Origin of the sequence: Streptomyces sp. NBC_01092 (assembly GCF_045039535.1) — a bacterium.
Lineage (GTDB): Bacteria > Actinomycetota > Actinomycetes > Streptomycetales > Streptomycetaceae > Streptomyces.
Window position 1 is genome coordinate 7824609 of the sequence record NZ_CP108659.1, and the last position, 24804, is coordinate 7849412.

18 protein-coding genes are annotated in these 24804 nt (G+C 69.7%); 13 read left to right on the top strand and 5 right to left on the bottom strand.

Translation table 11 applies throughout. From position 1 onward, the window contains the following. Nucleotides 1-3 precede the first annotated feature (3 nt). Nucleotides 4-783 carry a transcriptional repressor LexA gene (gene lexA / locus OG254_RS35580; protein WP_093911680.1) on the bottom strand — a complete coding sequence of 260 codons (780 nt, stop codon included), beginning with the start codon at nt 781-783 and terminating at the stop codon, nt 4-6. Nucleotides 784-1347: 564 nt separating this feature from the next. Here lexA and nrdR point away from each other — a divergent pair. Further along, nucleotides 1348-1917, top strand: coding sequence for a transcriptional regulator NrdR (gene nrdR, locus OG254_RS35585; protein ID WP_147994168.1), 570 nt, complete (start codon nt 1348-1350; stop codon nt 1915-1917). A 166-nt stretch (nt 1918-2083) separates the two neighbouring features. Next, nucleotides 2084-4978 (top strand): vitamin B12-dependent ribonucleotide reductase, encoded by a 2895-nt coding sequence (locus OG254_RS35590; protein WP_405590087.1) that lies wholly within the window; start codon nt 2084-2086, stop codon nt 4976-4978. A 164-nt stretch (nt 4979-5142) separates the two neighbouring features. Here the strand turns inward: OG254_RS35590 and OG254_RS35595 are convergent, their stop codons facing one another. Beyond that, complete coding sequence (locus OG254_RS35595; RefSeq protein WP_405590090.1) at nt 5143-5676, bottom strand: TerD family protein; 534 nt, start codon at nt 5674-5676, stop codon at nt 5143-5145. A gap of 156 nt (nt 5677-5832) precedes the next feature. On the opposite strand from OG254_RS35595, the gene OG254_RS35600 reads away from it, so the two are divergent. The 3 genes from OG254_RS35600 (at nt 5833) to OG254_RS35610 (ending at nt 8141) form a co-directional block, all read left to right on the top strand. Then, a complete protein-coding gene (locus OG254_RS35600) occupies nt 5833-6438 on the top strand; it encodes a YdbC family protein (RefSeq protein ID WP_405590092.1) in 606 nt (201 codons plus the stop codon). 119 nt (nt 6439-6557) lie between these two features. Further along, on the top strand, nt 6558-7217 hold the full coding sequence (locus tag OG254_RS35605) for a histidine phosphatase family protein (RefSeq protein ID WP_405590095.1): 660 nt from the start codon (nt 6558-6560) through the stop codon (nt 7215-7217). Nucleotides 7218-7229: 12 nt separating this feature from the next. After that, on the top strand, nt 7230-8141 hold the full coding sequence (locus OG254_RS35610) for an ADP-ribosylglycohydrolase family protein (protein ID WP_405590098.1): 912 nt from the start codon (nt 7230-7232) through the stop codon (nt 8139-8141). Nucleotides 8142-8546: 405 nt separating this feature from the next. On the opposite strand, the gene OG254_RS35615 is transcribed toward OG254_RS35610, so the two are convergent. Next, entirely contained in the window at nt 8547-10094 is a 1548-nt protein-coding gene (locus OG254_RS35615; protein ID WP_405590101.1) for an MFS transporter, read from the bottom strand. A gap of 186 nt (nt 10095-10280) precedes the next feature. On the opposite strand from OG254_RS35615, the gene OG254_RS35620 reads away from it, so the two are divergent. The 3 genes from OG254_RS35620 (at nt 10281) to OG254_RS35630 (ending at nt 12398) form a co-directional block, all read left to right on the top strand. Then, a complete protein-coding gene (locus OG254_RS35620) occupies nt 10281-10904 on the top strand; it encodes a TetR/AcrR family transcriptional regulator (protein ID WP_405590104.1) in 624 nt (207 codons plus the stop codon). Between the two features lie 82 nt (nt 10905-10986). After that, a complete protein-coding gene (locus OG254_RS35625; protein WP_405590107.1) occupies nt 10987-11688 on the top strand; it encodes a ribonuclease HII in 702 nt (233 codons plus the stop codon). Between the two features lie 68 nt (nt 11689-11756). Further along, nucleotides 11757-12398, top strand: a complete 642-nt coding sequence (locus OG254_RS35630) for a hypothetical protein (RefSeq protein WP_405590109.1) — start codon at nt 11757-11759, stop codon at nt 12396-12398. Between the two features lie 393 nt (nt 12399-12791). Here OG254_RS35630 and OG254_RS35635 read toward each other — a convergent pair whose 3' ends face one another. Beyond that, complete coding sequence (locus OG254_RS35635) at nt 12792-13427, bottom strand: hypothetical protein (RefSeq protein WP_405590112.1); 636 nt, start codon at nt 13425-13427, stop codon at nt 12792-12794. A gap of 313 nt (nt 13428-13740) precedes the next feature. Next, nucleotides 13741-15906 carry a RecQ family ATP-dependent DNA helicase gene (locus OG254_RS35640; RefSeq protein ID WP_405590115.1) on the bottom strand — a complete coding sequence of 722 codons (2166 nt, stop codon included), beginning with the start codon at nt 15904-15906 and terminating at the stop codon, nt 13741-13743. A gap of 152 nt (nt 15907-16058) precedes the next feature. Between OG254_RS35640 and OG254_RS35645 the strand changes: the two genes are divergently transcribed. From OG254_RS35645 to OG254_RS35665, 5 genes are all read left to right on the top strand, one after another. Then, nucleotides 16059-17753, top strand: a complete 1695-nt coding sequence (locus OG254_RS35645) for a DUF4192 family protein (protein ID WP_405590117.1) — start codon at nt 16059-16061, stop codon at nt 17751-17753. A 659-nt stretch (nt 17754-18412) separates the two neighbouring features. Then, a complete protein-coding gene (locus tag OG254_RS35650; RefSeq protein WP_405595379.1) occupies nt 18413-20329 on the top strand; it encodes a glycogen debranching N-terminal domain-containing protein in 1917 nt (638 codons plus the stop codon). A gap of 278 nt (nt 20330-20607) precedes the next feature. Beyond that, a complete protein-coding gene (locus OG254_RS35655; protein ID WP_126395568.1) occupies nt 20608-21366 on the top strand; it encodes an NUDIX domain-containing protein in 759 nt (252 codons plus the stop codon). Between the two features lie 162 nt (nt 21367-21528). After that, the gene (locus tag OG254_RS35660) at nt 21529-23511 is read left to right on the top strand and encodes an ATP-binding cassette domain-containing protein (protein WP_405590120.1); all 1983 of its coding nucleotides are present in this window, start codon (nt 21529-21531) and stop codon (nt 23509-23511) included. Between the two features lie 163 nt (nt 23512-23674). After that, the gene (locus OG254_RS35665) at nt 23675-24562 is read left to right on the top strand and encodes a FadR/GntR family transcriptional regulator (protein WP_405590123.1); all 888 of its coding nucleotides are present in this window, start codon (nt 23675-23677) and stop codon (nt 24560-24562) included. The last annotated feature ends 242 nt before the right edge of the window (nt 24563-24804 follow it).

Genomic DNA, 24804 nt, shown 5'->3' on the forward strand with positions numbered 1-24804 from the left:
CCGTCACACGCGCCGCAGCACCGCCACCACCTTGCCCAGGATGGTCGCGTCGTCGCCGGGGATCGGCTCGTACGCGGAGTTGTGCGGGAGGAGCCAGACGTGGCCGTCCTCGCGCTTGAAGCGCTTCACGGTGGCCTCACCGTCGAGCATCGCGGCCACGATGTCGCCGTTCTCGGCGACCGGCTGACGGCGGACCGTGACCCAGTCGCCGTCGCAGATCGCGGCCTCGATCATCGAGTCACCGACAACCTTGAGCACGAACAGCTCGCCGTCGCCCACCAGCTGGCGGGGGAGAGGGAAGACGTCCTCGACCGACTCCTCGGCGAGGATCGGGCCACCGGCGGCGATGCGGCCGACCAACGGGACGTACGACGCGGCGGGCTTGCCGGCGGTGTCGGTGGGCTGCACGGAGGCGGCCTGGTCGGAGCCGCGCACCTCGTACGCGCGCGGGCGGTGCGGGTCGCGGCGCAGGAAGCCCTTGCGCTCCAGTGCCATCAGCTGGTGCGCGACCGAGGACGTGCTGGACAGGCCGACCGCCTGGCCGATCTCCCGCATCGACGGCGGGTAGCCACGGCGCTGCACGGAATCCCTGATGACTTCGATCACGCGGCGCTGCCTGTCGGTGAGCCCTGAGCTGTCCGCCCGGATACCGGGAGGTCGACCCGGCAGGGAGCGCTTGTGTCCCTCGGGATTCATGGCTTCGTTCATCGCATGCACCGGCTCGAGTCGGCCCTGGGAGCGGTCCTGGGCAGTGATGGTGGCACTGTCTGCGGTGGTGGTCACGTCGGCCCCTCTCGATGGTCTCCCTGCTGCACAACGGTAGTTGCTTTCGAAAGGTTGCGCCAAACACACGTTCGAGTGAAAAATCGCGGATCGGCTTACGTGATCGCGTGTCGGGGTGTATGGCTGACGAGCTGTCCGGCGGGCAAAAGGGCCCATTGTTGTACTCTTCACCGCCGGGGTGACGACCTCGTGGGTTGTTGCCCCAGTCTGCCATCCGAGATCAGCTCAACCGGGAACCGACCCCCAGTCTGTGCGGGAGTCCTACGTCCCCTCCGTGCGGCGCTCACGCTATCTCCGTATGTGCTGCAGCGATACGGCTGTGCAAAGGAGTGTGCGGCGAGCAGGTGTGGCCGTACGACACATGCCATGCCTGTGCGACACGCGCGAACGGCTTGGATGTATGAGCCAATCCCCACATCTAGTGGTTGGATTGCAGCAGCAGCCCAGAAGTTGTGGTCCCCCCGGTCTTCGGACCCTCGGAGATCGCCTATGCTTGGGGCTGCTTCGCGGGGCCCATGAGGCCCAGCGAGGCTATTGAGTCTGCTGTGAGGAGGGTTGGGAGTTATGCACTGTCCCTTCTGCAGGCACCCCGACAGCCGTGTCGTCGACAGCCGTACTACCGACGACGGCACGTCGATCCGCAGGCGCCGCCAGTGTCCTGACTGCTCCCGTCGTTTTACGACGGTGGAGACATGCTCGCTGATGGTGATCAAGCGGTCCGGAGTCACCGAGCCGTTCAGCCGTACCAAGGTCATCAACGGTGTGCGCAAGGCATGCCAGGGACGGCCTGTCACCGAGGACGCGCTCGCCCAGCTCGGCCAACGGGTCGAGGAGGCGGTGCGGGCCACCGGAAGCGCCGAGCTGACCACCCACGACGTGGGGCTGGCCATACTCGGCCCGTTGCAGGAGCTCGACCTCGTCGCCTATCTGCGATTCGCCTCGGTCTACCGGGCCTTCGACTCGCTCGAGGACTTCGAGGCCGCGATCGCGGAACTCAGGGAGACGACGGGACACCCCGCCGCGGACGACGAAGACCGCGAAGACGACGTGGACGCAGCCACGGGGGGCCAGGAGAACGACCGCGGGTCCGGAGGGACTGCACAGGTCCCCGTGCCCGCCAACGCCGCCGACTGAGGACGGGCCGGATCCGGACGTCAGACCCCGGAATCCGGTCGCGAGGGCGGCGACAGAAGACCTGCTGCGGGCGGCGATCAGAGGGTGCCCGCAGCACCAGACACAACACGTGCCACGGGGAACATCGGGGCACTTCAGGGCGTTTTAGCCCGTACAGGGAGGCGGCATGACAGAGACGGCGAGCGGTCCGGCACGGAGTTCCCGCGCCAAGGGCCCCAAGGCGGCCAAGGGACTGCGTATCGAGCGCATCCACACCACCCCCGGCGTGCACCCGTACGACGAGGTGGCCTGGGAGCGCCGTGACGTCGTCATGACCAACTGGCGCGACGGCTCGGTCAACTTCGAGCAGCGCGGCGTCGAGTTCCCCGACTTCTGGTCGGTGAACGCGGTCAACATCGTCACCAGCAAGTACTTCCGGGGCGCCGTCGGCACCCCGCAGCGCGAGGTGAGCCTGAAGCAGCTCATCGACCGCATCGTGAAGACGTATCGGAAGGCCGGCGAGGACTACAAGTACTTCGCCTCGCCCGCCGACGCCGAGATCTTCGAGCACGAGCTGGCGTACGCCCTCCTGCACCAGATCTTCAGCTTCAACAGCCCCGTTTGGTTCAACGTGGGCACCCCGCAGCCCCAGCAGGTCTCCGCCTGCTTCATCCTGTCCGTCGACGACTCCATGGAGTCGATCCTCGACTGGTACAAGGAAGAGGGCATGATCTTCAAGGGCGGCTCCGGTGCCGGCCTGAACCTCTCCCGCATCCGCTCCTCCAAGGAGCTGCTGTCCTCCGGTGGCAATGCCTCCGGTCCGGTCTCCTTCATGCGCGGTGCGGACGCCTCCGCAGGAACGATCAAGTCGGGTGGCGCCACCCGCCGCGCCGCCAAGATGGTCATCCTCGACGTCGACCACCCGGACATCGAGGACTTCATCGAGACCAAGGTGAAGGAAGAGGAGAAGATCCGCGCTCTGCGTGACGCGGGCTTCGACATGGACCTGGGCGGCGACGACATCACGTCCGTCCAGTACCAGAACGCCAACAACTCGGTCCGCGTGAACGACACGTTCATGAAGGCTGTCGAGGCGGGCGGCAAGTTCGGCCTGACGTCACGCATGACCGGCGAGGTCATCGAAGAGGTCGACGCCAAGGCCCTGTTCCGCAAGATGGCCGAGGCTGCCTGGGCCTGCGCCGACCCCGGCATTCAGTACGACGACACCATCAACCACTGGCACACCTGTCCGGAGTCCGGCCGCATCAACGGCTCGAACCCGTGCAGCGAGTACATGCACCTGGACAACACGTCCTGCAACCTCGCCTCGTTGAACCTGATGAAGTTCCTCAAGGACGACGGCAAGGGCAAGCAGTCGTTCGAGGTCGAGCGCTTCGCGAAGGTCGTCGAGCTCGTCATCACCGCGATGGACATCTCCATCTGCTTCGCCGACTTCCCGACGCAGAAGATCGGTGAGAACACGCGCGCGTTCCGCCAGCTCGGCATCGGCTACGCCAACCTCGGCGCCCTGCTGATGGCGACCGGCCACGCGTACGACTCGGACGGCGGCCGTGCCCTCGCCGGTGCCATCACCTCGCTGATGACCGGCACCTCGTACAAGCGCTCCGCCGAACTCGCCGCGGTTGTCGGCGCGTACGACGGATACGCGCGCAACGCGGCTCCGCACCTGCGCGTCATGAAGCAGCACGCCGACGCCAACACCGTGGCCGTCCGCGTGGACGACCTCGACACGCCGATCTGGGCCGCCGCCACGGAGGCCTGGCAGGACGTGCAGCGCCTTGGTGAGAAGAACGGTTTCCGTAACTCCCAGGCGTCCGTCATCGCCCCGACCGGCACCATCGGTCTGGCGATGTCCTGCGACACCACCGGTCTTGAGCCCGACCTCGCGCTGGTCAAGTTCAAGAAGCTGGTCGGCGGCGGCTCGATGCAGATCGTCAACGGCACCGTCCCGCAGGCCCTGCGCCGCCTGGGCTACCAGGAGGAGCAGATCGAGGCGATCGTCGCCCACATCGCCGAGAACGGCAATGTCGTCGACGCCCCCGGCCTCAAGCACGAGCACTACGAGGTGTTCGACTGCGCCATGGGCGAGCGCTCCATCTCCGCGATGGGCCACGTCCGCATGATGGCCGCGATCCAGCCCTGGATCTCCGGCGCGCTCTCCAAGACGGTCAACATGCCGGAGTCGGCAACCGTCGAGGAGGTCGAGGAGATCTACTTCGAGGCCTGGAAGATGGGCGTCAAGGCGCTCGCCATCTACCGCGACAACTGCAAGGTCGGCCAGCCCCTCTCCGCCAAGACCAAGGAGAAGGAGAAGGCCGAGGTCACCGCGAAGGCCGAGGAGACCATCCGTACCGCGGTCGAGAAGGTCGTCGAGTACCGCCCGGTCCGCAAGCGCCTGCCCAAGGGCCGTCCCGGCATCACCACGTCCTTCACCGTCGGCGGCGCCGAGGGCTACATGACCGCCAACTCCTACCCGGACGACGGTCTCGGCGAGGTCTTCCTGAAGATGTCCAAGCAGGGCTCCACCCTCGCGGGCATGATGGACGCCTTCTCGATCGCGGTCTCCGTCGGCCTCCAGTACGGCGTGCCGCTGGAGACGTACGTCTCGAAGTTCACGAACATGCGCTTCGAGCCGGCCGGCATGACGGACGACCCGGACGTGCGGATGGCGCAGTCGATCGTCGACTACATCTTCCGCCGCCTGGCGCTCGACTTCCTGCCCTTCGAGACGCGCTCCGCGCTCGGCATTCACTCCGCCGAGGAGCGTCAGCGTCACCTGGAGACCGGTTCGTACGAGCCCTCCGATGACGAGATGGACGTCGAGGGACTGGCCCAGTCGGCGCCGCGCGCACAGGAGCTGAGGGCTGTCGCCGCCCCCAAGGCCGAGGCTTCGGCGGCCAAGCCCGCTCCGCAGCAGGCTCACACCAGCGCCGAGCTGGTGGAGATGCAGCTGGGCATCCAGGCCGACGCCCCGCTGTGCTTCTCCTGCGGCACGAAGATGCAGCGGGCCGGCTCCTGCTACATCTGCGAGGGCTGCGGCTCGACCAGCGGCTGCAGCTGACACCGCGCGGGGCTTCGCCCCGACCGTCGAATAGCCCCTGAAGGGCACTGACGGCAAGTTGCGCACAAGAGGGGCGCCGACGACATGTCGGCGCCCCTCTTCGCTGTACGTCCGCTGGAGTCCCGCGTGTTGGCGCCACGACCACGCGCGCGTGCGGGCGACTCTCAGGCCTGACGAGTCCTGCCCATGACCGCTGTGAACGTCGCCGGGTCGTCCTCGAAACCGTGGATGCCCGGGTGGAACGCCCAACTGCTCGATCCTTCGCGCACGAACTCCGCGATCGTGGCCGCCGTAGAACCCAGCACTCCGCCGAAGTCGTCCTCGGCCATGACGGTGTAGCCCTCGCGGATCCGCAGAGCCGGCTTGACGACGCTGACGAAGGTGCGCTCAGCAGGGCGCTGCTGGATCACGACGCCGACCATCACGCGCGCGTACCGGCCGTCGAGCCGGTCGAGCTCCACGGTCATCACCTCGTCCCAGCCGAAGCCCTTGCCGTCCTTGCTGTCCCGGTTGAGATAGATGGTGCCGTCGGGAGAACGGCTGTCGAAGTGCACCACGTAGGCGGGATCGCCGTAAGGATCGCTGGTCAGATAGGTCGCAGCGACTATGTCCAGATCGGTGGGCGGCTGCCCGGCCGGACTCGGATCCCACTTGAGCGAGATCTCGACTTTCCGGATTCCCTTGTTGATGGCGTTCACCAGGCTTCCCCTTCCCCGTAACGCGAATGCTGCCGGCCCGAACTGCCCCGTGGACAAGGCCGGTTGTCCATCCTGCCACGCGCGCGGGTTCGCGCGCCGGGTACCTGTCGGGCCGACCGTGACCGGCGCCACGCTGAGTGGCCTTACCATGGCGCGGTGCTGGTCAAGTGGATTCGCTGCACCGTGGTGGACCGCCGCGGCTTCGAGCGGGGGCAGCGAAAATGGGCGGGGCTTCTGGGGGAGCCGGGATTTCGGGGGCAGGGGGGTGGCTGGAGCCGGGGGCGGCAGGGGGTGGCGCACACCTTCTCGTTCTGGGAGAGCCGTTCCTTCTACGACTCCTTCATGGCCCGCTCCCATGACCGGCTGGCAGCTGCCCAGTCGGGCACCTACAAGGACATGCAGGTCAAACTCTTCGACTACCGCTTCGACGTGAAGACCGGCTTCGAGCCGCGCTTCACCGACGCGGACCTCGTCCGGGTGGCCCACTGCCGTGTCCACGAGGAACGCGCCGAGCACTTCATGCTGATGCAGGAGAAGGTCTGGAACCCCGCCATGGCCGGCTCCCCGGGCATGGTCCGCGGACTCTTCGGCGAGGCTCCGGGCTCTGAGTTCCTGGTGCTGTCGATGTGGCGGTCGGCCGCGGAACACGGCAAATACCGCACCGAGCGCGTGGAGCGACTGGCGCTGCGAGCCCAGACCGAGGCGGATGTCGCGGCCCTTACGGGTGACATTGTGGAGCTCGAAGCGACCTGGACAGTTTGAAATCCGGACCCGCTACTCGTGCGCCTCACTGTGGCTGGTGGTGCAGGAAATGTGTGACCTACGCCGTATGGAGCCCGTACGAGTGCTCGATCGGGCGTCGGCCGATCTAGGGTTTCGGCATGGCACGACCACGGCGCATCGTCCTTGTCCGGCACGGGGAGTCAACGGGCAATGTTGATGACACCGTTTACGAGCGTGAGCCCGACCACGCGCTGGCCCTTACCGAGCGGGGCTGGAGGCAGGCGGAGGAGACGGGCAAACGGCTGCGCGAAGTGTTCGGCCGCGAGCGCGTCAGCGTGTATGTCTCGCCCTACCGCCGGACGCACGAGACGCTGCGGGCCTTCCACCTGGACCCGGAGCTCATACGGGTGCGCGAGGAGCCCCGCCTGCGGGAGCAGGACTGGGGGAACTGGCAGGACCGCGACGACGTACGACTCCAGAAGTCCTACCGGGACGCCTACGGCCACTTCTTCTACCGCTTCGCCCAGGGTGAGTCCGGAGCCGACGTGTACGACCGGGTCGGCAACTTCCTGGAGAGCCTGTACCGCAGCTTCGAGGCACCTGACCACCCGCCGAACGTGCTGCTCGTGACCCATGGACTGGCGATGCGGCTGTTCTGCATGCGCTGGTTCCACTGGACGGTCGCCGACTTCGAGTCGCTGTCGAATCCGGGGAACGCGGAGATGCGGATGCTCGTTCTCGGGGACGACGGCAAGTACACGATTGACCGGCCGTTCGAACGCTGGCGTGATCCGGAACCGTACGGGATCACCGGATAGAGTGGCAGGGCGATGACCGCTGACTCCTCTCCCGAAGGGCGCCTGGACCGCGCCCTCGCCAGTCTGCGCGCACTGGCGGTGGGTGACGCCCTGGGCTCGCAGTTCTTCGTCCCGGTGAACCATCCACTGCTGAAGCGTCGCGAGATCCCGTCCGGCCCTTGGCAGTGGACGGACGACACGGAGATGGCCTGCTCGGTGGTCGCTGTGCTGGCCGCCCACCATCGCATCGACCAGGACGCTCTCGCCCGCTCCTTCGCCGAGCGCCACGATTTCGACCGGGGCTACGGTCCCGCGGTCAACCGGCTGCTGCGCCTGGTCAGGGAGGGCGGGGACTGGCGCGAGCTGTCGGCCGCGCTCTTCAACGGTCGGGGCTCCTGGGGCAACGGCGCTGCGATGCGGATCGCACCCCTCGGGGCTTGGTACGCGGACGACCCCGAGCAGGCGACCCACCAGGCCGAGATCTCCGCCTATCCCACGCATCAGCACCGCGAGGCCGTGGTCGGCGCCATGGCGGTCGCCGCTGCTGCCGCGCTGGCCGCCGCCCCCGGCGGTCCGCCCAGCCCTGAAGCGCTCCTCGACGACGTCGTTGCACTCGTTCCGAAGAGCGCAGTCGGGGCGGGTCTGCGGCGTGCCCGGGACATGCTCGACTACGGCGACGCCGCCACGGTCGCGGCGGTGCTGGGCTGCGGGCGGCGTACGACGGCCCACGACACCGTGCCCTTCGCGCTCTGGTCGGCTGCCCGGGCCCTGGGCGACTACGAGCGGGCCTTCTGGACGACCGCGCAGGTGGGCGGTGACGTGGACACCACGTGCGCCATCGTGGGCGGCGTGATCGGCTCGGGGAAGGCCGGGTCGGTGCCGGCCGAGTGGGTGGAGCGGACCGAGGCCCTGCCCGAGTGGGTGTCGACGCCGACGTCGGCGTAGCGCGGTTCTGCTGCCCTGCCGGGTAGCTCGGGTTCTACCGCTCTGCCGGACCCCTCGATAACTTTCCGTGCAAGCCGGGAACTCTGCGTGACCGTCGGTCCGTTGTCGTGGCAGTTGGTGTGCGACCGCTGGGGCCGCATGCGCACGTGACACACGAGGGGCGCAGGGGGTGGAGTCATGGGGTTCATGTCGGTGCTGGGCGCGTTGATCGTCGCGGCAGTTGCCGCGTGGAGCGGGCTGTGGCTTTCCCGCCTCATCGGGTCCCGCCCGAGGGCGGTCGCCTTGAGGCCGGTTGCCTTGATGGCGGTCGCCTTGAGGATGGTGCGGATGGCCGGCTCGTCGTCCTCGCCGTTGGTCCCCCGGACTCGATCCGGCCATCCGCGGCCCTTCGCGGGCCCGGCCGTGTCAGCCGGCCACCGGACCCGCCGTCCCGGAGAGGGCTTCCAGATCGCTCTTGCGGACCCGGATCACCAACCACGCGGTGGCCAGGGCGAGTACCGCCATCGCGGCTGCCGCCACGAAGCCCATCGAGATGCCCTGGGTGAGCACTTCGTGTCCCCATCGGCCGGGCAGCTGGTGCGTCTGGGCGAACTCCGCCTTCTGCTCGGCCGACCCCTCCGCCATGAACTTCGGCAGCTGCTTCTCCGCCTCGTCCCTGCTGGCCGAGCCGAACACCGTCGTCAGGATGGACAGGCCGAGCGAACCCCCCACCTGCTGTGTGGCGTTGAGGAGCCCGGACGCGGCACCGGCCTCGTGCTGGGCGACCCCCGAAACCGCAGTGATCGTCAGCGTCACGAAGTTCAGACCCATGCCGAAGCCGAACAGCAGCATCGGGCCGAGCACCCCACCGACATACGAGCTGTCGGAGCTGAGGAGGGTCTGCCAGGCCAGCCCGATCGCCACGAGCGCCGACCCCACGAGCATGAACGGCTTGGGTCCGAGCACCGGCAGGAAGCGCTGCGACAGGCCCGCGCCGAGCGCGATCACGACGGTCACGGGCAGGAATGCGAGACCCGCCTCGATCGGGCTGTACTCCAGCACGTTCTGCACGAAGAGCACGATGTAGAAGAACATGCCGAACATCGCCGCAGCGAGGCTGAGCATGATCACATACGTGCCCGAACGGTTTCGGTCGGCGAACATCCGGAGCGGGGTGATGGGCTCCTTGGCCCGCGACTCAATGAACGCGAAGGCCAGCAGAAGGACCACCGCGGCGCCGAAGGACCCGATGGTCAGGCTGTCCCGCCAGCCCTCGTCCGCCGCGCGGATGAAGCCGTAGACCAGGGACGCCATGCCCGCCGTCGAGGTCACCGCGCCCGCTATGTCGAAACGGCCGGTGTGCCGTTCGGACTCGCTGATGTACAGGGGCGCGAGCACGGCTATCGCGATGCCTATGGGCACGTTGACGAAGAGCACCCATCGCCAGTCGAGCCACTCGGTGAGCATGCCGCCCGCGAGCAGGCCGATGGCGCCACCACCCGCGGAGACGGCGGCGAAGACACCGAACGCGCGGTTGCGCTCCGGTCCTTCGGGAAACGTGGTGGTGATGAGTGCCAACGAGGTCGGCGACGCGATCGCGCCACCCATGCCCTGAAGTACACGCGCGGCCAGCAACTGCCAGGGCTCCTGAGCGAGTCCGCCGAGCAGCGAGGCGAGCGTGAACAGCAGGATGCCGGTCATGAAGACCCGGCGGCGCCCCAGGATGTCACCGGCGCGGCCGCCCAGAAGCAGCAGACCGCCGAAGGTGAGCGTGTAGGAGCTGACGACCCAGGTGAGGTCGGTCGTGCTGAACTTGAGAGCGTCTTGAATGTGCGGGAGCGCGATGTTCACAATCGTCGCGTCGAGTACCACCATGAGTTGGCAGGCCGCGATGACGGTGAGCGCGATGCCGGGATGTCCCTGCCGGCGGGCCGCACCTGGTTTCTGATCTTTGATCAACTGAGAGGTTGTCACTATGGGTCCCCCACAAGTGCCTTAGTGAACGCTCGCGTTCACTGTCGCGTCAACCGTAGTGAGTCCCCAGTAGTGAACGCAAGCGTTCACTCGTATTGTCGTCACGCGGCATGTCCCCCGCAGTTGCCGTGTGGTGAGTCCCGTGTCCCCGGAATCCCCGCTTCCCCTGTTGTTGGAGACGCTCAGATGGTTACCTCGCGCTGGACGGCCGCCCCCGCTCAGGCGGCCTCCCTCCGTCGGCGCGGCGCCGTGCTCGAACGCGCGATCCTCGATGCCGCACTGGAACAACTCAGCACCGTCGGCTGGAACGGCCTCACGATGGAGGGTGTTGCCGCCGGCGCGCAGACCGGCAAGGCCGCCGTCTATCGCCGCTGGGCGTCCAAGGAGGACCTGGTCGCCGACGCGCTGCGTGCGGGACTGCCCCGTTTCGAGTCGGCCCCCGACCTGGGGAGCGTGCGCGAGGATCTGCTGGCGCTGTGCCGGCAAGCGCGTGAGGCGATGTTCTCGCGTCCAGGATTCGCCTTGCGGTCGGTGATTCACGAATGCGACACCATCCAAGCCGAGCGCTTTCATGGAGTGATCTTCGAGGGGGTCGTCGAGCCGACGATTGCACTGCTCCGCGAGGTCATCACCCGTGGCATTGAGCGTGGAGAGGTGCGAAAAGACGCGGCGAACGGCTATGTCTTCGACGCCATTCCGGCGATGATGATGTACCGCTCAAAGATGTGCGGGAGCGAATGGGGGGATCGGGATCTGGAGGAGATGATCGACCAGTTCATGCTTCCCCTGCTCCGCCCGACAAGCGTCTGACGCATCGCGGCTCCGGTGCGGAGATCACTTCGGTGAACCAGGGTGTCGAAGCGGGTTCCGGGCGGCGTAGGCTAAGGGCGCCATGCCGTACGAACCGCCTACTCACAGCGTCGAGCGCTCCCTTCGAGCCACGACCGGAGCGAAGATCATTGCCGGTGTCGACGAGGTAGGGCGCGGCGCGTGGGCCGGGCCTGTCACCGTCTGCGCAGCAGTCACCGGACTGCGTCGTCCTCCGGAAGGTCTCACGGACTCCAAGCTGCTCACCGTCAAGCGACGCACCGAGCTCGCCGCGAAGCTGAGGACGTGGGTCACGTCGTACGCCCTCGGGCACGCCTCTGCGGAGGAGATCGACAAGCTGGGGATGACTGCCTCGCTGCGGCTCGCAGCAGTGCGTGCCCTGGAAGCCCTTCCGGCCCGCCCCGACGCCGTGATCCTGGACGGGAAACACGACTACCTCGGGGCTCCCTGGAAGGTCCGTACGGTGATCAAGGGCGACCAGTCGTGCGTGGCGGTCGCGGCGGCCTCGGTGATTGCCAAGGTTCAGCGCGACAAAATGATGGCCGAACTGGGTATCGACCATGCAGACTTCGGTTTTGCGGACAACGCCGGGTATCCGTCGCCCGTGCACAAGGCCGCACTGGCGGAGCGGGGACCCACCCCGTACCACCGGTTGTCGTGGGCGTATCTTGATGCGCTGCCCCAGTGGCAACACCTCAAGAAGGTCCGCACCTGGGTGGACGGAAGGGTTCCGGAGATCGAGGGCCAGCTCGGCTTCGACTTCTGACGATTCCGCTCGCACTCTTGTGCCACCCGCCGACGCGAGCCGTACCAGCGTTTGATAGACATCAGCTCATGCCTCTCATTCCCGAGGAGCCTCAGATTCACGAGAGTGCCCAGGGTCCCCGCGCCACGCCGGCCAGCGGCCGCACCGCGCCGACCCCTCGTCCCGTACCCGGCCCGCGCCCCGCGGCTCCGTCGCGTCCCGGCCGACCCGGGCCCGTGCGGCCCGCGCCGCCGGTGCAACGTGCACCGCGGGATGCGGCCGTAGCCAAGCCCGGACAGCCGGGCCCCGCTGCTTCCACCGCCTCCGCTCCGGCGACTGCGGCCCCGCAGATCCAGTTGATCCCGGCCTCGCCCGAGGGAGCGCTCGACGCTGCCGAGGAAGCCGTCGACCTGCTGCTGGACTCGGGTCGCTCTCCCGGCGAGGTGCTGGTGATCACCACCGGCGAACAGCACCCGTGGGCCACCCACGAGCTGTCCTTCGGTGAAGCCTCCTACTGGGCGCAGCACGACGCCGGCGACGACGTGTTCTACGCCGACGCCTCCATCGTGAGCCGTGCCGCGGCGCGCCCCGTGGTCGTCGTGGCCGTCAACGGCGGTCCTGACACCGTTGCCGCCGACGCCCTGCCCTTGGCTCTCGGCCGGGCCGGTGCCCTGCTGATCGTCTGCGGTGACCCGCAGCGGATCAACTCGGTGCTGGGCGCGGGCGTCTGATCCGGTCCCCGGTTCGTCCGGGGGACATTCCGCAGGACGCCGGGGGGATGGGGCGCCGCTGATGCGGCGTCTCTGCACGGCGGGGTTCTTGCCATGCGCGGACGAGTGAAGAGCTCGCCGTGCTCAGGCCCCGTCGGTTCGGGGGAGTGGGTCCATGTACGGCTGAGCCGTCGTGGACCGTCTTCCGAGCCCAGTCGAACGGAGCCCGTCGCGTGGCCGTTCACGGTGCTCGGACAACTGGGCCGTAGGCCGCTCCGGTCAGCTCCGGTCGTCTCGTGTCTCTGCCGTCGAATCGACTGCGTCGTTCGGCGCGACCTGTGCCGACGGTGCAATGCGTACGGCGCGACCACACTGTCGGCCGAGCGCTTGCCCCCTGAACGGGCCTGCGCGTCCTCAGCGGGCAGCCGCGCGCCGAAGGACCTCGGAGGCCGCGCCGCCGGTGCGGGGCAGGGGGACCGGTGACTCGGACGTCGCGAAGGGCTCGGGCATCGAGTCGACGTTGGGGCGGCGGCCGCCGCGACCCTCGCCGAGGACCTGCCAGCCGTCATGGGTCAGCGTGATGTACGCCCCGCAGCGCAGGCCGTGCAGGGTGCAGGCGTCACGCAGACCCCACATCCAGGCGCCGTCCTCCTCCGTCCAACGGGCATCGCCGTCACGGCAGTAGAGCAGCACAGCGGTACGGACCGGGGTGCGGCGCCGCAGGTCGTGCGGGATGACCCGGCGCAACTGGGCGAGCAGCGCGTTGCGGAACATCCAGCCGTCGGCCGGGGCCGCTCGGCGGGTGAACGAGGCACTTGCCCGCAACCGCTCCTCAGCGTCGAGCACCGCGACGATCGCCGTCGCCGGTCTGGGCTGGTGCCGGGACTGCAGACCGCTGACTATCTCGCGAGGGTTGCGCAGCAGCGGAATGCCCGCGGCGGCCCATTCCGCAGGTTCGAGCATGCGGGCCAGGGAGTTGGCGGATGCGGCGGACAAGTCGGCTGACGTCGACATGGATGCTGCGGAGGACGGAGCGAATCCGAAGGCCACGGTCCTCCCTTCGGCTACGCGCCCACACTGCGGGCGAGGTCGGATTCGGGGGAGCGCACACCGCAGCAGAGCCCTTCCGGATCACGGACGAGCCGCGCGGGGAGCGGACCCCAATTCTTCCTGTCGAACCGGAATGCGGCAACGAGCAATTGGGGCCACCGACCGATATCTGATGGTGCGCGGGTTATATCCCTACCCAATGCATGACTGTGAGACTCATGGGGCGACCGTGAGCAACCAGGTCGTACCGCCTGATGGGGGTGTACGCCCTGGATGCGCTGGACTTGGCGGCCGAGGTTCGTGCCGGTCGTGATCACCCCTGGACGGCCAGAACCAATGGCATCACCCCCTGAGCACCCGCGCGGCGCAGCATGCGCGCCGCGACGGCGAGGGTCCAGCCCGTTTCCGTGAAGTCGTCGACCAGCAGCACAGGACCCGGGGTTTCGGAGAGAGCCGAGGCCAGGGCGGCTGGCACGGTCAGCGTGCCGTCGAGTGCCTTCAGCCGCTGCGCGCTGTTGCTCCGCGACATCGGGGATGCCTCTCCGATGTACTCCAGGGAACCCAGCAGCGGGAGTCTGCCGATCTCGGCGATACGCGCGCCCAGTGAGTTGATCAGCTGCGGCCGGGTGCGTGAGGCGATGGTGACCACGCCGACCGGGCGCGGTGCGGCGTCCTGTGCCCCGGAGGCCCAGCCGCCCGGTCCCTTGGCCCAGTCGACCAGGACGCCCACGACTGCTTTCGCCACGTCGTCGGGGACGGGTCCGTCCGGGGCGTGCGGCGCGAACATCGGTCGCAGACGGTTGCCCCAGCCGATGTCCGACAGTCGCCCCAAGGCCCTGCCCGGTGCGGCCTGTTCGCCGGCCGGGATACGTCCCTTGAGGTCGACGCCGATCGCCGGGAGACCGGTCGGCCACATACGGCGCGGCTCCACCTCGACTCCCGCTCGGCCGAGGTCGACCCGCGCGGCGTCCAGAGCGACGGTGGACGTATCGGCGGTGAAGCGCGCGCCCGCGCAGTTGTCGCAGCGGCCGCAGGGCTTGGCTCCCTCGTCGTCGAGCTGACGTTGGAGAAACTCCATGCGACAGCCCGTCGTCGAGGCGTACTCGCGCATCGCCTGCTGCTCGGCCTTGCGCTGTCGGGCGACCCACTCGTACCGCTCGGCCTCGTACACCCAGGGCTGTCCGGTGGCGATCCAGCCGCCCTTGACCCGGTGGACCGCGCCGTCCACGTCCAGGACCTTGAGCATGGTCTCCAGGCGGGAGCGGCGCAGCTCGACCAGGGGCTCCAGGGCGGGCAGCGACAGGGGCTTGTCCGACCGCGCGAGGACGTCGAGCGTGCGGTGCACGAGGTCCTCCGAGGGGAAGGCGAGCGAGGCGAAGTACTGCCAGATCGCCTCGTCCTCCTGTCCCGGAAGGAGGAGCACCTCGGCGTGCTTGACGCCACGGCCGGCGCGGCCGACCTGCTGGTAATAGGCGATGGGGGAGGACGGCGAACCGAGATGCACCACGAAGCCCAGGTCGGGCTTGTCGAAGCCCATGCCGAGCGCGGAGGTGGCGATCAAGGCCTTGACCCTGTTGCCGAGCAGGTCGTCCTCGGCCTGCTGGCGGTCGGCGTTCTCCGTCTTGCCGGTGTAGGAGGCGACCGTGTGTCCGCGTTGCCGCAGGAAGGCCGTGACCTCCTCGGCGGCGGCCACCGTGAGCGTGTAGATGATCCCCGAGCCCGGCAGCTCATCGAGGTGGTCGGCGAGCCAGGCCATCCGGTGGGCGGCGTCCGGCAGACGCAGCACACTCAGGCTCAGGCTGTCCCGGTCCAGTGGACCGCGCAGCACCAGGGCGTCCGAGGTGCCCCCGGTTCCGAGCTGTTCGGCGACATCGGCGGTCACGCGCGCGTTGGCGGTGGCAGTGGTCGCCAGCACGGGCACTCCGGGCGGGAGATCCGACAGCATGGTGCGCAGCCGCCGGTAGTCCGGCCGGAAGTCGTGGCCCCAGTCCGAGATGCAGTGCGCCTCGTCCACCACGAGAAGGCCGGTCGCCGAAGCCAGCTTGGGCAGTACCTGGTCGCGGAAATCCGGGTTGTTGAGGCGCTCGGGGGAGACGAGCAGCACGTCGACGTCGCCCGCGGCGATCTCGCTCTGAATCGTGTCCCACTCCTCGGTGTTCGAGGAGTTGATCGTCCGTGCATGGATACCGGCCCGCGCGGCGGCATCGACCTGGTTGCGCATGAGCGCGAGCAGAGGGGAGACGATCACGGTGGGGCCGCTGCCCTGTGACCGCAGCAGAGACGTGGCCACGAAGTAGACCGCGGACTTGCCCCACCCGGTCCGCTGCACCACGAGTGCCCGGCGTCTGTCGGCGACCAGTGCCTCGATCGCCCGCCACTGGTCCTCGCGCAGCCGGGCCGTGCCGGTGTCGTCCCCGACGAGGCGGGCGAGGACCGCGTCGGCGGCGGCCCGGAGATCCGCGTTGCTCATGTGCTCCATGGGTTCCATACAACAGGACTGCACTGACATCGGCGGCCGGTCGGTCGGGGCGGCGGCGTGGGCCGTCTCCACCGCACCCGGGTTGTCGTGTCCCTGGTCGGAGTTATCCACAGGGCAAAGCGGAGTCTCAAGATCCGCGAGATCGTCTCCGCATGACGAACCACAGCGAAGCGACCGGATCTCCCGAAAGCGACGGCACCACGGGCCAGGAGGAGCATCCCGCCCCTGGCGCAACCGACCCGAACGACGCGGATGACATCAGGGCGCTGCCCGCCGTACCCGCCGGACACGACGAGAACCGAGGAAGCGCGCCACATCAGAACCCACTCGACTGCACGGCCTACGAAGGGCAGCTGCCCGAGCACCAGGTCACCTTGCGCACCCCGGCGGAACTCGCCGACGCCCTGCCCTATCTCCTCGGCTACCGCCCCGAGGACAGCATCGTGCTCGCCGCCCTGCACGACAGGGACGGCCGCGGCCGGTTCGGCGGCCGGGCACGGCTCGGCATTCCCGCGAGCATGGACGACTGGGACTCCGCGGCCACACAGCTGGCCCACGGACTGGTGACGGGCAGCGAGCGCAGGGGAGCCCGGCCGGAACAGATCGTCGTCTTCCTCTGCCAGGAACCGGCCCAGGGCGAGACGGGTCGGCAGGTGATGGAGCGACTGCGACCGCTGGCCCAGAGGACGCGGCTGGCGTGCGGCAGCCTGGACGTGCCGGTGGTCGAGGCGCTGTGCATCTCGGGCGGTCGGTTCTGGTCGTACTGCTGCGACAGGACGGAGTGCTGTCCGGCGGAGGGACGGCCGATGGGCCTGCCCGGTACGTCAGTGCTGGCGGCCGCGGCGGCCTATGCCGGAGTTCAGGTGCGGGGCACGCTGAGCGAGTTGCGGGCCAGGCTGCTGCCTTGGGAGACCGCCGCCGCCCTTGAGCAGGAGCGCGCTCTGGACAACGCCGGGATGGCGCTGGTCCCCAGGATCCTCGACGACGAGGAACGCGCGGGCGTGGCGGAGGAGACGCTGGAATTGGCCGAGAGCCTCTGGGCTCGGTTCGCCGCGACGCCGGCCGCGTCCGGAACGCTCACCGCGGATCGCCGTGACGACGAACTGCTCGGTCACGAGGAAGCCGCGAGGCTGATTCTGGGCCTGCAGGACCGAGCGACACGCGACCGCTTGGCCGAGTGGATGGAGGGCGACGAGGCTGCTCCCGCCCTACGGCTCTGGCGAGCACTTGCCCGCCGCTGCGTCGGGCCGTACCGGGAGCACGGAGCGGCGCCCCTCACCCTGGCCGGCTGGGTCGCCTGGTCCACCGGCGATGAGCTGGAGGCCCGAGAAGCCTTTGCCATGGCGCTCGGCGCCGACGCCGACTACCTCTTCGCCCGTCTGCTGCACCAGGCCTGCAATGAAGGGCTGGACGCCGAGTCGATCCGCCGCTGCCTGCGTTCCGAGCGCGTCGGGCGTGAGACGACGGATGCGGGTCGGCCGGGCAGGCCGGGAGATGTGGAGGAGCCGGTGCGGGATGACGTGACGAAGCGTGCGTCGGAGTCTGACGCGGGGGACCATCGCCGGCCCCGGCACTCCACGGGTTCGACCAGCGGTCTCCACCGGGTCACGAGGGCCCTCGGGCGAAAGCGTGGGACGAGTGCTCCGCGCCCGAGTCGGCGTCCGGCGTCCGGTGCACATCCGGGTGGCCTGCGGCCTGGCGGCAACGCGCCAGGAATCTCGAAGCGCGCTGATGAGCGCACGGCGAAGAACACTCCGCGCCCTTCGAAGAAGGGAGCCGTGCGTCGGACCGGGCCCGGCCCCGACGGCGTGCGCCCCGGGCACGCGGGCGTGGAGGGGGAAACGTGAGCCGTCGCGTGCAGAGCCCTGAAGAGCGTCATCGAGCTGAACGAGCCCCCGCCTCGACCGGGTTACCCCATGCCGGGCGTGACCTGGAGGGATCCCACCCCGTTCACCTGAGTGGCGGAACGCCTGGGCCGGCCGTGCCGTCGAACCGCCCCTGTCACTCCGGATCCCCCAGCCGGCGCCGCACTGACCCGCGGCGCGATGAGCGCAGAGGAAGCCGCACGATGCCACAGCCGACTCCGACCTCCCCGGCCGCCGCCGATCGTTCGACAGCCAGTGGGCCGGTGCCGTCCCAACGGCAGGACACCGGACCGCCTCGTGGCTGGATTCCACGACCTACCTGGTGGCGCACACCGGATAAAGCCGGTCCCCCTGACCCACAGGAACAGCAGGCCCGACTCCTACAGCAGCCCACAAGGCCGACAAGGCCGAGCCCCTCACCCGCGTCGACCACGATCCAGGCCCCGACGTCATCGCCAGACGCCGACCACGCACGACTGCGACCGTATCCGTCCCGGAGCGCCCTCTCCGGACCACAGGTCACAGCCCCTCCAGATCAATCCAAGTCCACTCCGGTCCAACCAGCTCAACGCACCGGCTCCCCCACCCAGCCACCAACCGCCCGCCACTCCGCCGCATTACCCCCCACCCACAACGCCCTTATCTGCGTCGCCCTCCCGGGCCTCGCAATCTCCACGGAGCAGGGCCAGTTGACCGGCCGAGGTCTCGACGGGTTCTACCGCGCAGGGCGGCGCATGCTCTCGCGATGCCAGGTTCGCGTCGCCGGACGTGAACCGCTCGCGGTCCAGGCCCGGATGACCGCGGCCGACTGTGTCCGCTTCGTGGGCACGCTGCGCACCTCCCCGCAGGACGGCCCCGACCCGGACGTCGTCGTCGAGCGCACTCGTCACGCGGACGGCACCGAGCGGATCACCCTGCGCAGTGCGGCCGTCCGCCCCCTGCGTCTGCCGGTCGAAGTCGCGCTGGCCACGGACCTTGCCGACCTCGGTGCCATCGCGTGCGGCAACACCGGACCGGAACTGCCGGCCAGCGTTCACGACTCCGGCCTGCGCTGGTCGTCAGCCAGAGGGAACTCGACGGTCACGGCCGACCCGCCGCCCACCGACGCGCTGGCCTCGGCAGGGCTGCTGCGCTGGGAGTTCGAGCTGCCCCCTGGAGGCACCGCGAACATCGAGCTGCGGGTGCGACCGGACGGAGCCGGACCCGTGCGTGCCGTGGGCCGGGTGGCGACCAGCCCGCTGGCTCCCGCGCGGGCGGCGGGCGACGATCCCAGAGTCGAGGCGTTACTGCGGACGAGCATCGACGACCTTCAGGGTCTCCTCCTGCGCGACCCCGCCCACCCTTCGGACACTCACCTGGCCGCCGGGGCGCCCTGGCGCTGTGGACTGGCCCCGGCCGAGGCCCTAGCCGCCGCCCGGATGACCCTGCCCCTGGGCACCCGGCTCGCCGCGGGCACTCTGCGCACACTCGCCCGCACCCAACTCCGCGACAAGGGACCGCAGTCCGGCATGATCCCCGGACCGAGACGGGACGCGGGCACGCATCTGCCACCGGGATGCACCGGCACGGAGGCCACGTTGCTCTTCCCCGCGCTGCTTGCGGAGGCCAGACGCTGGGGGTTGCCCGAACCCGAGACCGAGGAACTCCTGCCGACGGCTGAGCGGTGCCTGAGCTGGCTGCGGACCACCGTGGGCGACGGCACGTATCTGCCCGACCCGCATCCCGGCGGTCCCGTCCGTTGCGAGACCCAGGCTCATGCCCACCGTGCGGCTCTGCTCGGCGCCGATCTGCTCGACTCCTGCGGCAGACCGGGAGGTGCCGAGCTGCGGCACTGGGCCGGGGCACTTCGGACGGCGTTCCGAGCGGACTTCTGGCTCGACGACTTGGGCGGTGGCAGGCCCGCCGCTGCCCGGACACCGGACGGACGCCCCGTGCCGTACCTGGGGGCCGCTGCCGCCCACCTCCTCGACACCGGCCTGCTGGGCGGGGGAGAACTAGCCCCCGGTCTGCTCGACAAGGTGCAGACCGAGCAACTCGCCCGGCTGCTCGGCGGTCCGGCTATGGACTCGGGCTGGGGACTGCGTGGACTGAGCGCGAAGGAGGCTGGGCACAACCCCTTCGGTCACCGCAGCGGCGCCGTGAGGGTCCATGAGACGGCCGTCGCCGTGGCCGGCCTCGCCGCGGCCGACTACGAGAAAGAGGCGAGCGCACTGCTGCGGGGCGTACTGGCGGCCGCAGAGGCGTTCGGCCACCGGCTCCCGGACATGTACGCGGGGGAGGCGCGCAGCGAAGGAGGCGCTCCTCTCCCGCACCCGGCAGCCTGCCGCCCGGCGGCCACGTCCGCGGCAGCCGGGGTGCTGCTGCTCGCCACGCTCGCCGGCATACGCCCGGACGCCCCGGCGGGGACGGTCACTCTGCGGCCCATGCGCGCTGCGCCGCTGGGCGAGATCGTCCTGACCGGCCTTCGGGTCGCCGGAGCACCCTTCGCCGTACGCGTCAGCCGGCTCGGTCTCGCCATGGTCGAGGAGGCGGCCGCTGGGCTGCAGCTGCGAGTGTGAAGAGGTGGTGCGGCACATGGCGTGACCCGGCACGACACGTGACCTGACCCGGCACGACACGTGGCTTGACCTGGCACGAGAACATGACCCGACCTCGCACGATGCACGACGGGACCGCGTACGACGCGTGACGTGACCGCGCGCGACACACGCGCCGCACGACCGGACAAAGCCACCTCCGAGGCCGGTGACGCTCACACCGGACCCGAATTGGATCAACAGGCGATGGGCTGGACGAAGGGAGTGTTTATCGTCAGGCAGACGACTATGATCGCCGCATGCCCTACGACCCGTCAGCCTTCCCGCCCTTTGCCGTCACCGTGGACCTGGTCGTGCTGACCGTGCGCCGCCATGCCCTGTGCGCGCTGGCGGTGCGCAGGGGGGAACCGCCGTTTCAAGGGCGTTGGGCATTGCCAGGCGGGTTCGTGCGGGCCGACGAGGACTTGGCGCAGGCCGCCGCGCGTGAACTGGCCGAGGAGACCGGGCTGCGGGCCCACGACCCCGCCGTCCCCGTCCAGGACAACGGCGCTCACCTGGAGCAGCTCGCGACCTACGGTGACCCCAAGCGGGATCCGCGGATGCGGGTGGTGAGTGTTGCCCACCTGGCGCTGGCCCCGGATCTGCCGGCGCCCCGCGCGGGCGGCGACGCCAGCAACGCCCGCTGGGCCCCGGTCGACGAGCTGTTGCAGCAGGGCGGATACGGCCGTGACGGCGAACCGGTCGCGCCGCTCGCCTTCGACCACGCGCAGATCCTGGCCGACGGTGTGGAGCGTGCCCGGTCGAAGATCGAGTACTCGTCGCTGGCCACGGCGTTCTGCCCGACCGAGTTCACCGTCGGGGAGCTGCGCCGCGTCTATGAGGCGGTGTGGGGCGTGGCGCTGGACCCGCGCAACTTCCACCGCAAGGTGACGGGCACGCCGGGCTTCCTCGTCCCCACCGGCGGTACCACCACCCGTCAGGGCGGCCGCCCCGCCCAGCTCTTCCGGGCAGGCGGAGCCACGCTGCTCAACCCGCCGATGCTGCGCCCCGAGGTCTGACGCGGGAGTCGGAGGCGCAACACAACACCGGTCCGGGGGTGGGTTCGACGTGTCCCGGTCCGGGGCCGAAGGGCGAACCGTGCCCGACCGGGCGGATTACCGTCGGCGTAGAGGGCCTTGCCCTACCGGAAAAAACGGACATAGCGCGCTATCTTGCTGCGGGTGATCCAGGCGATCGGACTGACCAGCAACCCTCGCAAGGAGTTTCCCCCCGCCCTCGACGACGTGTCATTCGAGGCTCGTGCGGGACGTGTCACCGCGCTGCTCGGAGTGGCGGGAGCGGGCAAGACGACGGCGCTCAGACTCATGCTCGAACTCCAACAGGGCCGTGGCATCACCTTCTTCAGGGGCCGCCCCCTGCACCGCATGGCGCATCCCTCGCGGGAGGTCGGCGTGCTCCTCGGCGATGTCCCCGGGCATCCGGCGCGCTCGGTGCGCGGTCATCTGCGCATGCTGTGCGCCGCGGCGGGTGTGCCGGCCCGGCGTGCCGACGAGGTCCTGGAGGTGGTCGGCCTCGTCAGCCTGCGCGACGAACGCCTCGGCACCCTCTCGCGCGGCATGGACCGCCGCCTCGGTCTGGCCTGCACGCTCCTTGCCGATCCGCACACGCTCGTCCTCGACGATCCCGCGGACGGGCTCACGACCCGCGAGCGCCGTTGGCTGCACGGCGCGCTGCGCGCACACGCGGCCCAGGGTGGCACGGTCCTGCTGACCACGGCCGACTCCAAGGAGGCCGCACGCACCGCCGACCACGTCGTCACGCTGGAGCGGGGCAGGCTCATCGCCGACCAGGACGCCGCCGAGTTCGCGCGCACCCGCCTGCGCCCCCGCGTCGCCGTCCGCACACCCCACGCCTCGCGCCTCGCCGCCCTGCTCACCAAGCAGGCGCGCACCGCCCACCGCTCCGTCGAGGTCGTACGAGAGAGCGGCAACCGCCTCTCGGTGTACGGCAGTAACTGCGCCGACGTCGGCGAGATCGCCTTCCGCAACGGCATCCTCGTACATCAACTCGCCGACGAGATCGGGGACATGGGGCCGGACACCGAGCCGGACCCCGACTCGATCGAGCCGCGGGCCGACGAGGCGCCGCAGGATACGTACGGCAACGCGGCCGCAGTCGGCGATCGCAGGCGCAGGGCCCCCCGCGCGCCGAAGCGGGGCGACGGGCAGGCCGCGGCCGGTGATCTCGCGGCGCGGTCCGAGATGCCGCGGACGGCCGACGGGGAGCGGGCCGGGACCGCAGTGCGCGAGGACTTTGCCGCGGGTCCGGAGGAGGCTGAGGACGAGCCTTCGTCGAAGGCCGACGGGTCGCGCTCGTCCGCCTCGCCCGTCGACGACCTGCCCGACCTCCCGCCCCCCATCTCCGTCCGCCCCGCCCCCAGCCCCCTGCGTCCCCTTCGCTACGAGTTGCGTCGGGCAGCCGGTGTCGGCACGGGTTTCGTCACCGTGGGCGTGGTCCTTGTGGTGTCCGCCCTCACCGCCGTCATGCTCGCCCGCATCGGGCACACGCCGCACGCGCGCCTGCTGGTCGCGTGGCCGCGGGAGCTTCCGCTGCCGCCCGCGGCGCTCGGTGCCGGGCTGCTCGGGGCGATCGCGTTCGGCGACGAGTTCCGCCACCCCGCCCTGGCCGCGGATCGCGGCACCGTCCCCCGTCGGCTGGGGTTGCTGGCCGCGAAGCTCCTCGTCGCCTCCGCCACCGCCCTGGCGCTCGCCGTCTTCACCGTGGGCTGCGACATCGAGGTGCTCTATCTCGTCTACGGACGGGAACTCGCGGAAGTTCCCGCCGACTGGCTTTCGCTGAGTGCGAGTTGGATCGGGCTCGTCGTCGGCTGCGCCTGGGCCGGCGTGCTCGCCGCGGGCCTCTTCCGCTCCACCACGGCCGGGCTCGCCGCGGTGGTCACCGTGCCCATCGTCGTCGTACCCCTCGTGCAGAAGGTCGTCGTGGGACCGTCCGTGCGATCGGCGGCCGGGTTTCCGCTGCGACTGCGGGAGGTGCTCCTGTCGCAGTGGCCGTTCGGGGGAGAGCGGTATCTGGCGGGTGTCGCGCGGGTCATCGGTCAACCTGTGGGCGGCGCAATGACGTTGTCGCTGACCGCTCTGCTCTGCGCCTATCTGTTCACGACCCTACGAGGCAGGGTCCGATGACGACCGTCCGTGCCGTTCCCCGATCTGTCGTGCTCACAACTCCCCGGGGAAAGCCCATTTCTTTCCGATAAGGCGTCAATTGCGACGGGGTGAGCGATCACCCTTTCGTGTGCTTTTCACCAAAGACCTCAAGGGAGTTGAGAAGGGCGCCGACAAAGGATCCGTGAGTACCCTTGCGCACACCATGATGACCGCCGCCCGCTCCACCGACTCCGGTCTGGCCGGCCCGGGCGAACTCGACCGCTACCCCTACGCCGAGGCCCCTGTCGCCGAGCGCGTCGGAGCCCCCGCGTGGGACGGCGCGGACCCGGAACTGGGCCGTGTCGGCCGGCGCGCCGCGGGCAGCCGCGGACGCGGGCTGCACGGCCAACTCGTTCAACAGCTGGGCCAGATGATCGTTTCCGGGGACCTGGGCGCCGACCGCCCGCTCGTGCCCGAGGAGATCGGCCAGCGTTTCGAGGTCTCCCGCACCGTAGTCCGCGAGTCGCTCCGCGTTCTGGAGGCCAAGGGCCTGGTCAGCGCCCGCCCGAACGTCGGCACGCGCGTGCGCCCCGTCAGTGACTGGAACCTCCTCGACCCGGACATCATCGAGTGGCGGGCCTTCGGGCCGCAGCGCGACGACCAGCGCCGGGAGCTCAGCGAGCTGCGCTGGACGATCGAGCCCCTCGCCGCCCGCCTCGCCGCCGGGCACGGGCGTGACGACGTCCAGCAGCGGCTCGCCGACATGGTCGAGATCATGGGCCACGCGATGGGGCAGGGTGATGTCCTCACCTTCTCCCGCGCCGACGCCGAGTTCCACAACCTGCTCATCCAGGTCGCCGGCAACCGCATGCTGGAGCACCTCTCGGGGATCGTCTCGGCCGCCCTCCAGGTCTCCGGCGGCCCCGTGACCGGCTGTGACCGGCCGAACGAGACCTCGCTGGTGCAGCACAGCAGGATCGTCGACGCCCTCGCCACCGGCGACGGCGCGGCTGCCGAGACGGCCATGCGTCAGCTGCTCACCGTCCACCCTGAGGTGGAGCGCGTGGTGCCCGCACCCCGCGAGCACTGATCGCGCACCACGGTGGCGCGGCCAGGGACGCCTCCCCCCTCCTGTGGCGTTCCCGGCCTGTGCACCCCCTCCCGTCGGACCCGCAGGATCCCCACGGATCCTGCGGGTCCGACGGTGCGACTGGGTGGCGGAATCGCCGTACAGTGCGTAGTTCAGGCGGCTGGCGACCACTTCTGTCCGTGTCTGCGCGCTTTTGACCGGTTATGGGATGTGACTCGGGCCACGCAGATTGGGCGTAACAC